Origin of the sequence: Ensifer sp. ENS11 (assembly GCF_014851895.1) — a bacterium.
GTDB classification, from domain to species: domain Bacteria; phylum Pseudomonadota; class Alphaproteobacteria; order Rhizobiales; family Rhizobiaceae; genus Ensifer; species Ensifer canadensis.
Window position 1 is genome coordinate 44,470 of the sequence record NZ_JACVAN010000020.1, and the last position, 14,092, is coordinate 58,561.

Consider the following 14,092-nt stretch of genomic DNA (forward strand, 5'->3'; position numbering starts at 1 on the left):
TCACCGCCGAAACAAAGGAGAAAGATGATGATCACCACTTCCATCAAGCGCCGCACGCTGCTCGGCGCGGGTCTTGCCGGCGCTTCGATGCTGGCGATGCCCTCGGTACTGCGCGCCCAGGACAAGTCGCTGAAGGTCGGCGTTTACGGCGGCTATTTCAAAACCTCGTTCGACAAGAACATCTTCCCGGAATTCACCAAGGCGACGGGCATTGCGATCGAATCGATCGCCGAGCCGACCGGCGAAGCCTGGCTCGTTCAGCTGGAGCAGGCCGCACGCGCCGGCCAGGCGCCGGCCGACGTTTCGATGATGTCGCAGGTGGCGATGCTCAAGGGACAGTCGACCGAGCTGTGGACGCCGATCGACATGGCGAAGATCAAGAACAGCTCGAACCTGCTCGACCGCTTCGTCAACAAATATCCGGATGGCCGCGTTGCCGGCATCGGGGCCGTGTCCTGGTACATCACGCTGGTCACCAACACCGATGTCTACAAGGAAGCGCCGACCTCCTGGTCCGCGTTCTGGGATCCGGCAAATGCCGACAAGCTGGGCCTGCTGGCGCTGGTTTCCAACTCCTTCCTACTGGAAGTGACCGCCAAGACCTACTTCGGCGGCACCAATGCGCTTGATACCGAAGAGGGCATCCTCAAGGTCTTCGAAAAGCTCGCCGAGGTTAAGCCGAACGTCCGGCTCTGGTACCGCGACGAGGCACAGTTCGAGCAGTCGCTGAAGTCGGGTGAAATCCCGATGGGCCAGTACTATCACGACGTGACCGGCCTTGCGGCCGCCGACGGCAATCCGGTGCGCTCGACCTTCCCGAAGGAAGGCGGCATCCAGGATTCCGGTTGCTGGGCACTGTCGCGCGCCTCGCAGAAGTCCGAGGAAGCCCATGTCTTCATCGACTACATGTGCCAGCCTTCGATCCAGGCGACCCTGTCGCGCAAGGTCGGCACGTCGCCGACCGTCAAGCGCGAAGTCACCGATCTGACGGATAAGGAATTTGCAGCCGTTTCGTCTGACATCGAGCCGATCGTGCCGCGCTACGACCTTTATCAGTCCAAGTCCGATTGGCTCAACCAGAAGTGGACCGAGCTGATCGTCGGCTGATGACAAGACGTTGGCCCTCCGCTTTTTTAAAGGGGAGGGCCGGAGCTTAAACGAAAGGGGGCATCGTCTCCCTTGCCACCCCTCCCGCAGACGGGAGGGGACTATCCCGCGGAGAGACAATGTCCGGACTCGCCCTTCAAAACGTCGTCAAGGAATTCGGATCCTTCAGAGCCGTCAACAATGTCGACCTCAACGTGCCGCACGGGACGTTCGTCTGCATGCTCGGCCCGTCCGGTTGCGGCAAGACCACGCTTTTGCGCATGATCGCCGGCCTTGACCTGCCGACCGGCGGGGCGATCCAACTTGATGGCGACGACATCACCCATGTGCCGACGCACAAGCGCAATCTCGGCATGGTGTTTCAGTCGCTGGCGCTTTTCCCGCATCTGACCGTCGGCGAGAACATCGCCTACCCCTTGCGCATCCGCGGTGCGGCAAAGGAAGACCAGAAGAAGCGCGTCGACGAACTGCTGTCGATGATCCATCTGACCGGTTATGCCGACAGGCCCGTTGCCAAACTTTCAGGCGGCCAGCGCCAGCGTGTCGCGATCGCGCGCGCACTGGCGATCTCGCCCAAACTTTTCCTTCTCGATGAGCCGCTGTCGGCACTCGACGCCAAGCTGCGCGAGGCGATGCAGGTGGAATTGCGCCAGCTGCAGCAGAAGCTCGGCATCACCACCATCGTCGTTACCCACGACCAGCGCGAAGCGATGACCATGGCCGACACGGTCGTCGTGATGAACGGTGGCGAGATCCGCCAGGCCGCGTCGCCGATCGAGATCTATCGCCGCCCCGCCGACAGCTTCGTCGCCGACTTCATCGGCCAGACCAATCTTCTCGAGGTGCAGGCCGACAGTGCCGGCCGCGTCGAGGTGCTGGGGCAGCCGATTGCCGGCCTTGCATTGCCTGCAGGCGCTTCCAAGGGAACGCTGTCGGTTCGTCCTGAAGATGTGCACCTGACCGCACCCGGTGCCGGCGCACTCACTGGCAAGGTCACCTTTGTGCGCGATCTCGGCGGCACGATCGAAACCTTCGTCGACATTGCCGGCCGGCAGATCGTCGCGGTCTCGACGCCGCGCGGCCGGCCAGACGTCACCGTCGGCCAGGAGGTCGGCATTGCGCTTACCCCCGACGTTTGCGTGGTGTTGAAGAAATGAGACGCGAACCGCCCCAGACCCTTGGCGATTACGCGCCGCTCCTCTTTCCCGCGGCGATGCTGACGATCTTCTTCGTCGTGCCCTTCGGCACCATGATCGCCGTCAGCTTCTTCCAGCGCCAGCAGGGCGGCTTCTACACGCCGGCCTTCGTCTTCGACAATTATGCGCGCTTCCTCTCCGCCTTCTTCGGCGGTGTGCTCGGCTTTTCGCTGCTGCTCGCCATCACCGTGGCGATCTGCTGCGTCGTGCTGGCGCTGCCCTTTACCTACATGCTGACCCGCATGGGACGAAAGGTGCAGGTGCTCTGGCTCGTGGCGCTCCTGTCGATCCTGTCGCTGTCGGAAGTCATCATCGGCTTTGCCTGGTCGACGCTGTTCTCTCGCACGGCCGGCATTACCAACATTCTGGTGGCGCTCGGCATCATGAGCGAGGCGAAGGCACTGACCCCGAGTTTCGGCGCGGTGCTGACCGGCATGGTCTACCAGGCTTTCCCCTATACGGTGCTGGTGCTTTTCCCGGCACTTGTGCGGCTTGACCCGACCCTGACGGAGGCTGCCCGGACGCTTGGCGCATCGCCGCTCAAAGCCTTCTTCACCGTCGTCGTGCCGGCGCTCAGAAACACCATCACTGCAACGCTGATCATGGTGTTCATCTTCGCGCTCGGTTCCTACCTGCTGCCGCAGCTGCTCGGCCGGCCGCAGCATTGGACCCTGTCGGTGCTGATCACCGACCAGGCGATCTACCAGTCGAACATGCCTTTTGCCGCGGCCATGGCGGTGTTCCTGGTGCTGGTGACGCTCGGGCTCGTGGCGCTGACCGTGATTGCCGGACGCAAGGGAGAAGCGGTATGACCTCGATCTTCCGCAAGGCCTACTTCTTCCTGATCGGGCTCTTCCTGGCGCTGCCGCTGATCGTCGTTGCCGGTGTATCGGTCAATGCCAAGCAGACGCTGGCTTTCCCGCCACAGGGCTTTTCGCTGTCCTGGTACGGCGAGATCTTCCTCAATCCGGAATGGCGCAGCGCGCTTTTCGCCTCCGTCACGCTGGCGTTGCTGTCGGCGGCCCTTGCCGTTGCGATAGCGTTGCCGCTGGCCTGGTTCCTCTGGCGCCGGATCGCGCCCTGGGCCAATATCTTCCAGTTGCTCGGCGTCGCGCCCTTTACGCTGCCGCCCGTGATCACCGCGCTTGGCATGCTCACCTTCTGGGCAACGGTCGGCTTCTACGGCCAGCCCTGGACGGCGGTCGTCAGCCACGCGATCTTCTTCGTGACGCTGCCGCTGGTGACGTTGTCGCTCGGCTTCACCGCGATCGACCGATCGCTGGTCGAGGCAGCCGCGACCATGGGGGCCGATGAGCGCACGATCTTTCGCACCATCGTCCTGCCGCTGATCCTGCCCTATATCGTCTCGGGCTACGCGTTCGCCTTCGTGCTTTCGCTCAACGAATACATCGTTGCCTACATGACCGTCGGCTTCACCATGGAAACGCTGCCGATCAAGATCTTCAATGCGCTTCGCTACGGCTACACGCCGACCATGGCGTCGGTGACGATCCTGTTCGTCACTACGGCCGCCGTGATCTTCGGTCTCGTTGCCCGTTTCGGCGACCTGCCGAAGCTTTTGGGCGCCATGTCGTCGGACGGAAAATGATGAAGCTCGCCGCGCTCCAGATGCAATCGGCCTGCGGCGATGTCGCCACCAATCTCGACCGCCTTGCGCGGGCGGCGAAGGAGGCGGCTGCGAGAGAAGCGACGCTGCTGATGACGCCGGAACTCGGCCTTACCGGGTATGGCGCGGGGGGGGCGATCCGCGATCTCGCCGAGCCGGCGGATGGACTGATCGTCCGGCGCCTGGCGCAGATTTCGCGGGAAAGCGGCATCGCGCTGATCGCCGGTTTCGCCGAACTCGATGGCAACGACATCTATAACAGCGCCGTCTATGTCGATGGCGATGCGACGCCGACCGTTTACCGCAAATCGCATCTCTACGGCGACTACGAGCGGTCGCTGTTTAGGGCCGAAAAACCGTCGACACGGCTGTTCGCCCACCGTGGCGTCACCTGTGGCATGCTGATCTGCTACGATGTCGAGTTTCCTGAGAATGTGCGCAGGCTGGCATTGGCGGGTGCCGAAGCGGTGCTGGTGCCGACGGCGCTGCCGGCCGGATGGTCGGGCACCTTCATCACCGACCACATGATCCAGACGCGCGCCTTCGAGAACCAGGTCTTCGTTGCCTATATCAACCATTGCGGCTCGGACCCGATGTTCTCCTTTGCCGGCCTCTCGCGCATCGCATCGCCGGACGGACAGGTGCTGGCCAAGGGTGACGCCGGCCACGAGGCGCTGATTTTTGCCGACATCAATCCGGCGAGCTTCGCGATCTCGCGGCTGGAAAATACCTATCTCGGTGATCTCAATCGCACGTAGGCTTCTCCGGTTTGGACGATCGTGGAAACGCTCTGTCTCCTAGTTTTACGCATTTCCTGACGAAGAACTGCTTCGCGCTTTTCCTGGAAATGCTCCGAGGTTGTGCGGAGATCGTTCACTCCAGAAGAACATTGCGTTCTACATTGTCCACTTTCGCAATCGCCGTGCCGCCCCATATTGTGCTCAACAGAAAAGCCACGCATTGGAGGCAATCATGAGTTTGCAACTGACGGGTATTCACCATCTGACGGCAATCACGGCGAACGCGCCGGAGAACCTGCACTTCTACACCAAGGTTCTCGGGCTGCGCCTGGTCAAGAAAACCGTCAACCAGGACGATACAACCGCCTATCACCTGTTTTACGCCGACGGCAAAGCGAGCCCGGGAACGGACCTGACCTTCTTCGACTGGCCGGTCGGACGCGAAGGCCGCGGCACGCACAGCATCTCGCGCACCGGCCTGCGGGTCGGCAGTGCCGATAGTGTTCGCTGGTGGAAGGGTCGCCTCGACGAGATGAAGGTGACCGCCGGCGATGTGCGCGAAATCGACGGCCGCATCTCTCTCGACTTCGAAGACGGCGAAGGCCAGCGTTTCCGGTTGATCGACGACGGCGGACTTTCACCCTCGCACCCCTGGGAAAAGAGCCCGGTTCCGGCCGAGCACCAGATCAAGGGTCTTGGGGCCATCACCATCAGCGTGCCTGATATCACCAACACCGAGCTGGTGCTGACGCAGGTGATGAACATGACCGAGGCAAGACGCTATCCGTCGCCGGATGGCGAGGGCCAGGTGCATGTGTTCTCGATGGGCGAAGGTGGTCCCGCAGCTGAACTGCATGTGGCCGTTCAGCCCGGCCTGCCGCCCGCCCGCCAGGGTGCCGGCGCGGTGCATCACGTCGCCTTCCGGGCGCCGGATACAGATGCGCTGACGGCGTGGACGGAGCGCCTGCAGGGCTTCCGCCTGCAGTCGAGCGGTGAGGTCGAACGCTACTATTTCCGCTCGCTCTATTTCCGCGAGCCGAACGGCGTGCTGTTCGAGATCGCCACCGACGGGCCGGGGTTTGCCGTCGACGAACCGATGGAAACGCTTGGCGAAAGCCTGTCGCTGCCGCCGTTCCTGGAGCCGAAGCGGGCCCAGATCGAGGCACGGCTGAAGCCGCTGGAATAACGATCAAAAGCAGAAAGCCGGGGCTCGTCCCCGGCTTTTTCGGTTTTACATCCCCCTGATCCCATTGGCTTTCCCGTCGCATCGACCCATGATGGCGGCAACAAGCAGCAAAGGGTCAGATCATGGTGAAAATCCTCGGCATTTCAGGAAGCCTCAGGAAGGCGTCGTTCAACACAGGCCTGATGAAGGCTGCCGCGTCAGCCTCGCCCGATGGTGTCGAATTCGGAACCGCGACGCTGCATGGCATTCCGCTCTATGACGGCGATGTCGAGGCCAGGGACGGCATCCCCGAGGCCGTTACCGCGCTGAAACAGAAGATCATGGCAGCCGACGGCGTGATCCTGTTCACACCCGAATACAACAATTCGATGCCGGGGGTTTTCAAGAACGCGATCGATTGGTTGAGCCGGCCATCGGCCGATATCGCCAAGGTGTTTCGTGGGCGACATTTTGCGCTCGCAGGTGCGTCGCCGGGCAATTTCGGCACGATCCTCAGCCAAAACGCCTGGCTGCCGGTCATGCGTACGCTCGGCGCCGAGCTGTGGTCGGGCAAGCGGCTGATGCTGCCGCGCGCGGAAAGCCTGTTCGATCAGGACGGGCTGCTGACGGACACGGACGCGAGCGACCGTCTGCGCGCCTTCGTCAAGGCTTTCGCAGACTTTGCTGCGGCAAAGAGTGGGAATTAAGGGCTTCAGTCCTGAGGGGACACTTGTCTAGCCTCCCACGAGGTGGCGAAAGACCGAATTTTGTCATCCTCTGGCTTGACCCGAGGATCCATCTGCGCGCGCACCGTCGGTGCAACGTGGCTCAAAGCCTTGAGGCCGTGGATGCTCGGGTCAAGCCTGATGCTCGGGTCAAGCCCGAGCATGACGGAGAGAATTGAGGGTGCGCCTGCTACGCTGCCAACGCGAACTCTTCCTTCGTCCGCGAGCCCTCAGACGCTGTTTTCTGTCAGCCATTGCTGGATGGCAGCGATATCGGGAGCGCCGATTTCATGCCCCATGTCGAGATCGATGGCCGTGAGCCTGGCGCCGGTCTTCTCCAGCTCAGTTTTGAGGCGCGGCGCAAACTGGCCGTAGCCGTCGCTCTTGCCCGTCAAAAGCAGGATGTTCGTGCCGGCGAGATCGGGCGTCGGCATATCGTCGAGAACCACCATCGAGCGCATCAACACCACCTGCCGGATCAGGCCTGGATGCAAGGTCATCAGCGCGCCCAGCAGGTTGGCGCCGTTGGAATAGCCGATGAAAACGGCCTTTGAGAGATCGATACCGTAGCCATCGCGCGCGCCTTCAAGAAAGGCCGCAAAGGCGTCGGCCTCCGAGCGCGCATCCCTCTGGTCGAAGGTGGTCGAGGAATAGCGCCGGAACCAGCGCGGCGAGCCTTCTTCGGTGGAGCGACCGCGAACGCCGAGCAGCGTGGCGTCGTGATCCACCTGATGGGCGAGGTGCAGAAGCTGCGTCTCGTTGCCGCCGCTGCCGTGCAGGAGCACGAAGGTGCGGTCGTCGGGCGTCTCCGGATGATAGAAGCGATGAACGAAGGGCAGGTCCCGCTCCGCCAGGCGCGGCTCCCCCGGCAGCGCGAACTGCGGCAAGCTGACCAGCGTTTCCGCAGTGCGGTCGGCAAAATGGGCGGGGATGAACAGCTCCGTGCCGAGCGTCTCCTTCGGCTCGTCGACGGTGAAGCCGGGCTTGTCGGTTGCAAACTCGTAGAGCGAGCCGCCGGGTTCGCGGACATAAAGCGAATAGAAGTATTTGCGGTCGTGGGCGTTGATGACGCCGGCATCGTCACGTTTGAGGTCGTCGCGGACCTTCAGAACGGTTTCCTTGTCCGGGGCGCGAAAGGCGATATGGTCGATCGTGCCGGTGCCGGGTGCCGATGTCCAGAAACCGGTGGCGTCGCGCACGTCGATGATGTCGCCCGATTGCGAGGTGAAGCGGCGGATCGTGTCGGTGGCGCCGGTTTCGCTATAGCCGAAGTGCTCCGCGAGAAAACGGGCGGAGTCGGCCGGCTGCTCCGTCAGGATCGTCGCTCCGCGCAGGCGCCGGATCGCGTCTGCCTGGGGAATGTCGCGCGTGCTCCATGGTGCCGCTGCCGAAAGCGCATTGGTTCCCACGAGCTTGACGATGACGCCGTCGGGATCCTTGAGCCGCAGCACCGGTTCGCCGAATTCCTGGGCAGGACCGGAAATCTTGATGTTGTACTGGAGCGCCCGCGTCAGCCAGAAGCCGATGCTTTCCGGCGCGATGGCAAAGGCGATCTCGCTTGGCTGGCCGTGGCCAACGCGGCCGGGTGCGCCGTCCTCCCACATCAGGAAGGTCACAAGCGAGCCGGGGGAGCCCTCAGCGTCGCCGTAGAAGAGATGGAGCTGGGTGGCATCCTCGTAGCCGCCGGTTCGCTTTACCAGGCGCAGGCCGAGGAAGCCGACGTAGAAATCGACGTTCGCTTGCACCTTGCGAGCAATCAGCGTGATGTGGTGGATGCCGCTCGTCATTTTTCGTCTCCCGATATGATGCGCTCACAAACCACATGCGGATCGCTGGCGCCAGAACCGCGGCGGAGAACGCTGTGTTCACGTGGGCGGAAAAGTCAGCTCCGCTCCTTGGCGAGGAAGGCCTTGAAGGCGTCGGCATAATCCGGGTGCCAGCGCGACAGCGGCGGCCGGTTCTCGACGATGTCGCCGGCTGCCCACAGAATACGTTTCTCGTCAGTCGACCGGATCACGTCGTTGTCCGGGCAGAGGATGTAGAAGTCGCCGCGCTCAAGGCTTTCCATCATGAAGTCTACTGTCTGATCCGGCGTCCAGGCGCCTTCCGGTTTTTCCGTGCGGCCACTTGCGGTCAGCGACGTGTAGACGAAGCCGGGGATGAGCAGATGGGCGTGGACCTGGCCGCCGGCGATGTTGCGCAATTCATGTTCCAGCGCCTCGGTGAACGCCTTCACGCCGGCTTTTGAAACATTGTAGGCGGGGTCGCCGGGAGGCGTGGTGATGCCCTGCTTCGAGCCGGTGTTGATGATGACGCCCGGCTGGCCATGGGCGGTCATGTGCGAGGCGAAGACGCGTGAACCGTTGATGACGCCCCAGAGATTGACGGCGAGTACCGCCTCCCAGTTTGCCTGCGGGCCGAATATCGCGCTGCCGGGCTGAATGCCGGCATTGTTCATCAGCACATGGACTGGCCCGAAGCGCGCGCGGGCGTCGCGCTCCAGCGCTTCGATCTCTTCAAGGCGAGAAACGTCCGCCGGGATGGCTGCAACATAGTCCGTGCCCTGCGACGACAACTCTGCGACCTCGGCTGCAGCTCGCGTCAGGCGCTCGCCGTCGAGATCGGCGAGTACGACACGCATGCCGAGCCGCGCGAAACGGCGGGCGCTGGCAAGGCCGATGCCGGAAGCGGCGCCGGTGACGACGGCAAGGTGATCGGGGGCAAAGGCGGGGTGAGACATGGCGGAAGCTCCAGCGGTCAGGATCGAACGCAAGAGATAGGGCGCAAGGAGGCGCCTGTCCATCACTGTGGTCCGTTGCGCCTAGCGTTGAAGCGCCTGAAATCTATCCGTTTTCAGCACGCCAAACCTTGTCACCCCGACCGGGCACACTAGTTCCGATAAGAACCATCGGTAGCCAGAGTGGCCTGCCGCAACAGGTATCGGATGGATTGATGGCAGGAACGGCAACCCGCAACGACAAACGCATCCCATGCGAAAGCTGTCCCTTGCGCAAGCTCGATCATTTCCGGGCATTCACCGCGGACGAGCTGGCCTTCGTCTCACAGTTCAAGACAGGGGAACTCGCAGTCGACGGCGGGGCGACGATCCTGGTGGAAGGCGCACACAGCGCCTATCTCTTTACCGTGCTGAGCGGTTGGGGATTTCGCTACAAGATGCTCGACGACGGGCGCCGGCAGATCCTCAACTACATCATGCCCGGCGATCTCGTTGGACTACAGGGCAGCCTCATGGGGGAGATGCAGCATTCGATCGAGGCCCTCTCGCCTGTCACGCTCTGCGTCTTCGAACGCGGCAAGCTCAATCGGCTCTATAGCAGCTATCCTGATCTCGCCTATGACCTGACCTGGATCGCCGCGCGCGAAGAGCGCATCCTCGACGAGAACCTCTTGAGCATCGGCCGCCGGTCGGCGCTGGAACGTGCCGCCTATCTCATCGCCTTTCTCTATCAGCGTGCCAAGGCGTTGGACCTCTTCAACGGCAGCCGCGTGGCGATCCCGATTACGCAGCAGCACGTGGCCGATACGCTCGGCCTCTCGATCGTCCATACCAACAAGACACTGAAGAAGCTGGCCGAGCGTGGCATGATCCGCTGGGCGGACAAGGGCTGCAACGTTCGCGATATCGACGGCCTGCTGACGATCGCCGGCTGGGAAGGTTTCAGCGAGGCCAAGCGGCCGCTGATCTGACGCTTCGGTCTGGACTGATATGCAAGAAGCCCCGCCGGACGGCGGGGCTCGGTGACACCGTTCATCGGTCGTCAGGCGGCGACGATCGCTCTCAACATCCACAGCGCCTTCTCATGGAAATTGAGCCGGTCGGTCAGCATGTCCGTCGTCACCAGGTCGCCGTTGTCGTCGGCCTTGGTGCCGGCGTCGCGCATGCGTCGGGCCGCAGCCTCGTGGTCGGCAATGAGGTCGGCGACCATCTCGGCGGCGGTCGTGTGGTTCACCGAGGCGCTGGTCGGCGCAAACTGATTGGCCTCGCCAAGCTTTGCCGGCGCCAGGTGCCCCAGCGCGCGGATGCGCTCGGCGATGATGTCGGTGGCCTTGAACAGTGTGTTGTAGTGTTCCTCGGTCAGTTCATGCAGCGGCTTGAACAGCGGACCGACGACATTCCAGTGATAGATGTGGCTCTTGATGACAAGCTTGTACGTGTCGGCGAGAATGTCGGAGAGCGCGGCCGCCATCTGCTGGCGATAGGCCTTCTTCAGCCCGATGTCGAATTCCTCGTCCTTGACCTTCGGTTTCAGCACGGAGGCTGCCTGTGCCATGATCTTTCTCCAATCCGTTTCGGAAATTCATCCTGAGTATCGAGACGCGGCCGCGAATGCAGCTTTCAGCCGGCGATGCGCCGCTTCCTATTGAACGCCCCCCAGCGCGCCTTGTTCCTTCGCTGGCGCGGGTAGAGATGCGACAAAATCGCTGGGGGTGCCCGACATGTCTTTTTTAAATGCCGGGTGGGTTCGCGGGGTCTATAGATCAAGGTTGAATGCGGCGACCGCTTCTGCGGCCGGCGCATGGTTCTCGCGAAAGGTGGACCGAATGCCAACGATCGAGATTCCACCGTCGATCAGAACAGTGCTCGTTCTGGAAGACAATTTCATCATCGCGATGGATGCCGAAGAAATCCTGAAATCGATGGGTATCAGCGATGTCCAGATCGCCGCCAACGCCGATCAGGCGATGAAGCTGATTGCCGCCCAGTCGTTCGATTTCATCATCCTCGACGTCAATCTCGAGGATGAGACCAGCTTTGCGGTAGCGGATGCGATCCTCGCCCGCGGCTTGTGTTTCGGCTTTACCAGCGGCTACGGCGACGCGGAGATCTTCCCGGCGCATCTGCGGGGTATCCCAAGGATCGACAAGCCATTCAACGAGAGTTCGATCGGCAACCTGATCGCCACGGCCACCAGGCGGTGAGGCGGCTAGAGCCGTAGCCTCGGTCTCTTAATCTCGCCGGGTTCTGCATCAAGCCACCGGCTGAGAGCGGCGGTGGCGATGGTGAAATGACATCGCGTGGCGGCGAGGCGTTACCGGTCTCACGTCCATATCGTAATGACGCTCGTTCTGGCCGATTCCGGCCTCAGGTCTTGCCGCGGGAGACGAACCAGGGATTGGCAAAATCGCTGTCGCTCGTCTGATTGCGTTTGCCATAGGTGAGCGGCGTGCCTTCCATCGTCAGCGTCTCGCCGCCGGCCGCGCGCAGGATGGCATCGCCGGCGGCCGTGTCCCACTCCATCGTACGGCTGAAGCGCGGGTAGACGTCGGCAAGGCCGTCGGCCAGCAGGCAGAACTTGAGCGAGGAGCCGACGGCCTCGTAGTCGGTGATCCCATGTTCGGCGAGATAGGCAACGGTCTCGGCACTGTTGTGCGAGCGGCTCGCAAGCGCCACCAGCCGATCGCCGCGACTGCGACAGCCGATCACGGTTTCAGGTCCGACGTGAAAGGCTTCGGAGACCACTGCTTTCAGTGCCTTGCCGCCGGCGGCGGCGTAGAGGATGCCGAGTGCCGGAGCGTAGACGACGCCGGCAACTGGCGCGCCGTTTTCGATCAACGCGATGTTGACGGTGAAGTCGTTGTGGCGGCCGATGAATTCCTTGGTGCCGTCGAGCGGGTCGACGAGAAAGAATGACTTGCCTGAGATGTCGGGGATGGAGCCGGCCGCGACCGATTCCTCAGCCACGACGGGAATGTCAGGAAAGGCGGCGGCAAGATCGGCCAGGATGATGCGCTCCGCACACGCGTCGGCGTCCGTCACGGGCGAACAGTCGGGCTTGTAGGTCACTGCCGGGCCGGCGTTGTAGATGTCGAGGATGGCGCGCCCGGCGGCGATCGCGGATTTTTGCAGAATGTCGAGCATTGCCTGTCGTCTTTCGGGCCTTTGTCGGGCCATACCACACTCAACGACAGAAGTTGCCCATAGTTTTAGACGGTTCCTACGAAATGTCGTGTCGCAGGCGCCGGTTACGCGAGTTTTCGTGCCTTGCGGCAAATGGCCGGCTTGATTTTTGCAGCTGCGAGAAGCTTGCATCTTTGCTCCTCGCGCCGGCTGTGCAAATGTGCCGACGCAACTGAACTGGATGACTTCATGCGTTATTCCGCATACTCGATCGTCAGGAACGCCCTTTCCGGAAACCTGAACTGGAAACCGCAATGGCGACAGCCTCAGCCGAAATCCCATTATGACGTAATCATTGTCGGTGGCGGCGGCCATGGTCTTGCGACCGCCTACTATCTCGCCAAGGAATTCGGCGTGAAGAACGTCGCGGTGCTCGAAAAGGGCTATCTCGGATCGGGCAATGTCGGCCGCAACACCACGATCGTGCGCTCCAATTACATGCTGCCCGGCAACGAACCCTTCTACGAATTCTCGATGAAGCTCTGGGAAGGGCTTGAGCAGGACCTGAACTACAACGTCATGCTCTCCCAGCGCGGCGTCATCATGCTTTACCACAGCGACGCCCAGCGCGACGCCTATGTCAGGCGCGGCAACGCGATGTGGATGGAAGGGGTTGCGGCCGAGTTGATCGAGCGCGAACAACTGAAGAAGATGATCCCCTTCCTCAATTATGATCATGCGCGCTACCCGATCCTCGGGGGCCTCCTGCAGCGGCGCGCGGGCACCGCCCGCCATGACGCCGTCGCCTGGGGTTATGCGCGCGGGGCGGACCAGCACGGCGTCGACATCATCGAGCATTGCGAGGTGACCGGCATTCGCCGCGAGAATGGCGTCGTCACCGGGGTGGAAACGTCAAAGGGCTTCATCGGTTGCGGCAAGCTGGCGCTGGCAGCGGCCGGCAACTCCTCGCGCGTCGGCGAGATGGCCGACCTGAAGCTGCCGCTCGAAAGCCACGTGCTGCAGGCCTTCGTGACCGAGGGGCTGAAGCCGTGCATCGATCACGTGATCGTCTATGGCGGCGGACACTTCTATATCTCGCAGTCGGACAAGGGCGGACTGGTCTTCGGCGCCGAGATCGACGGTTACTCCTCCTATGCCCAGCGCGGTAATCTAGCGACGGCCGAACATGTGATGGAGGAGGGGGTGTCGATGATCCCCGGCCTGTCGCGCGTCCGGGTGCTGCGCGCCTGGGGCGGTGTCATGGACATGAGCATGGATGGATCGCCGATCATCGACCGCACCTCGATCGACAACCTCTACCTCAATTGCGGTTGGTGCTACGGCGGCTTCAAGGCGACGCCGGCCTCGGGCTACTGTTTCGCGCATCTCATCGCCAGGAACGACACCCACCCGGTGGCGCGCGCCCTGCGGCTCGATCGTTTCGCGCGGGGCTATGCGGTCGACGAGGCAGGGGCCGGGCCGCAGCCCAATCTTCACTAGAGCATCCCGCTTTCAAGTGGAATCACTGAAAGCGGATAAGATGCTCTAGAATCAAAGTGCTAGAGCGTCCTTTGTGCGTTCATCTGAACGCACGGCGCTCTAGATCGGCGCGAGCCGGATGACGACCATCCGGCTGACCAGGAATATTGAGGGAGCTGTGTTGAGGCTCCAG

General features: G+C 62.4%; 14 protein-coding genes. 10 read left to right on the forward strand and 4 right to left on the reverse strand.

All coding sequences use genetic code 11. The features are described from left to right. Positions 1 to 27: 27 nt before the first annotated feature. From IB264_RS27255 to IB264_RS27285, 7 genes are all read left to right on the forward strand, one after another. Complete coding sequence (locus IB264_RS27255) at positions 28 to 1,107, forward strand: PotD/PotF family extracellular solute-binding protein (protein WP_025428165.1); 1,080 nt, start codon at positions 28 to 30, stop codon at positions 1,105 to 1,107. A 119-nt stretch (positions 1,108 to 1,226) separates the two neighbouring features. Continuing rightward, a complete protein-coding gene (locus IB264_RS27260) occupies positions 1,227 to 2,264 on the forward strand; it encodes an ABC transporter ATP-binding protein (RefSeq protein WP_025428164.1) in 1,038 nt (345 codons plus the stop codon). Beyond that, positions 2,261 to 3,115 (forward strand): ABC transporter permease, encoded by an 855-nt coding sequence (locus IB264_RS27265; protein WP_025428163.1) that lies wholly within the window; start codon positions 2,261 to 2,263, stop codon positions 3,113 to 3,115. The genes IB264_RS27260 and IB264_RS27265 overlap by 4 nt, the downstream gene beginning before the upstream one ends. Continuing rightward, positions 3,112 to 3,912 (forward strand): ABC transporter permease, encoded by an 801-nt coding sequence (locus tag IB264_RS27270; protein WP_025428162.1) that lies wholly within the window; start codon positions 3,112 to 3,114, stop codon positions 3,910 to 3,912. The genes IB264_RS27265 and IB264_RS27270 overlap by 4 nt, the downstream gene beginning before the upstream one ends. Then, complete coding sequence (locus tag IB264_RS27275) at positions 3,909 to 4,688, forward strand: carbon-nitrogen hydrolase family protein (RefSeq protein ID WP_025428161.1); 780 nt, start codon at positions 3,909 to 3,911, stop codon at positions 4,686 to 4,688. The genes IB264_RS27270 and IB264_RS27275 overlap by 4 nt, the downstream gene beginning before the upstream one ends. Positions 4,689 to 4,902: 214 nt before the next feature. Beyond that, positions 4,903 to 5,856, forward strand: a complete 954-nt coding sequence (locus tag IB264_RS27280) for a ring-cleaving dioxygenase (RefSeq protein ID WP_025428160.1) — start codon at positions 4,903 to 4,905, stop codon at positions 5,854 to 5,856. Between the two features lie 122 nt (positions 5,857 to 5,978). Further along, positions 5,979 to 6,542, forward strand: a complete 564-nt coding sequence (locus tag IB264_RS27285; protein WP_025428159.1) for an NADPH-dependent FMN reductase — start codon at positions 5,979 to 5,981, stop codon at positions 6,540 to 6,542. Positions 6,543 to 6,790: 248 nt separating this feature from the next. On the opposite strand, the gene IB264_RS27290 is transcribed toward IB264_RS27285, so the two are convergent. Both IB264_RS27290 and IB264_RS27295 read right to left on the reverse strand, forming a co-directional pair. Further along, positions 6,791 to 8,347, reverse strand: coding sequence for a VOC family protein (locus tag IB264_RS27290; RefSeq protein WP_025428158.1), 1,557 nt, complete (start codon positions 8,345 to 8,347; stop codon positions 6,791 to 6,793). 95 nt (positions 8,348 to 8,442) lie between these two features. After that, positions 8,443 to 9,300: an SDR family NAD(P)-dependent oxidoreductase gene (locus IB264_RS27295; protein WP_025428157.1), complete on the reverse strand. Its 858-nt coding sequence runs from the start codon at positions 9,298 to 9,300 to the stop codon at positions 8,443 to 8,445. 212 nt (positions 9,301 to 9,512) lie between these two features. Here IB264_RS27295 and IB264_RS27300 point away from each other — a divergent pair, with 212 nt between their 5' ends. Beyond that, on the forward strand, positions 9,513 to 10,268 hold the full coding sequence (locus IB264_RS27300; protein WP_025428156.1) for a Crp/Fnr family transcriptional regulator: 756 nt from the start codon (positions 9,513 to 9,515) through the stop codon (positions 10,266 to 10,268). Positions 10,269 to 10,339: 71 nt separating this feature from the next. On the opposite strand, the gene IB264_RS27305 is transcribed toward IB264_RS27300, so the two are convergent. Further along, positions 10,340 to 10,852, reverse strand: coding sequence for a Dps family protein (locus IB264_RS27305; protein ID WP_025428155.1), 513 nt, complete (start codon positions 10,850 to 10,852; stop codon positions 10,340 to 10,342). A gap of 271 nt (positions 10,853 to 11,123) precedes the next feature. Between IB264_RS27305 and IB264_RS27310 the strand changes: the two genes are divergently transcribed. After that, on the forward strand, positions 11,124 to 11,501 hold the full coding sequence (locus IB264_RS27310; protein WP_025428154.1) for a response regulator: 378 nt from the start codon (positions 11,124 to 11,126) through the stop codon (positions 11,499 to 11,501). Between the two features lie 163 nt (positions 11,502 to 11,664). Here the strand turns inward: IB264_RS27310 and cysQ are convergent, their stop codons facing one another. Beyond that, positions 11,665 to 12,441 (reverse strand): 3'(2'),5'-bisphosphate nucleotidase CysQ, encoded by a 777-nt coding sequence (gene cysQ / locus IB264_RS27315; RefSeq protein WP_025428153.1) that lies wholly within the window; start codon positions 12,439 to 12,441, stop codon positions 11,665 to 11,667. Positions 12,442 to 12,669: 228 nt separating this feature from the next. On the opposite strand from cysQ, the gene IB264_RS27320 reads away from it, so the two are divergent. Next, complete coding sequence (locus IB264_RS27320; RefSeq protein WP_025428152.1) at positions 12,670 to 13,920, forward strand: sarcosine oxidase subunit beta family protein; 1,251 nt, start codon at positions 12,670 to 12,672, stop codon at positions 13,918 to 13,920. The last annotated feature ends 172 nt before the right edge of the window (positions 13,921 to 14,092 follow it).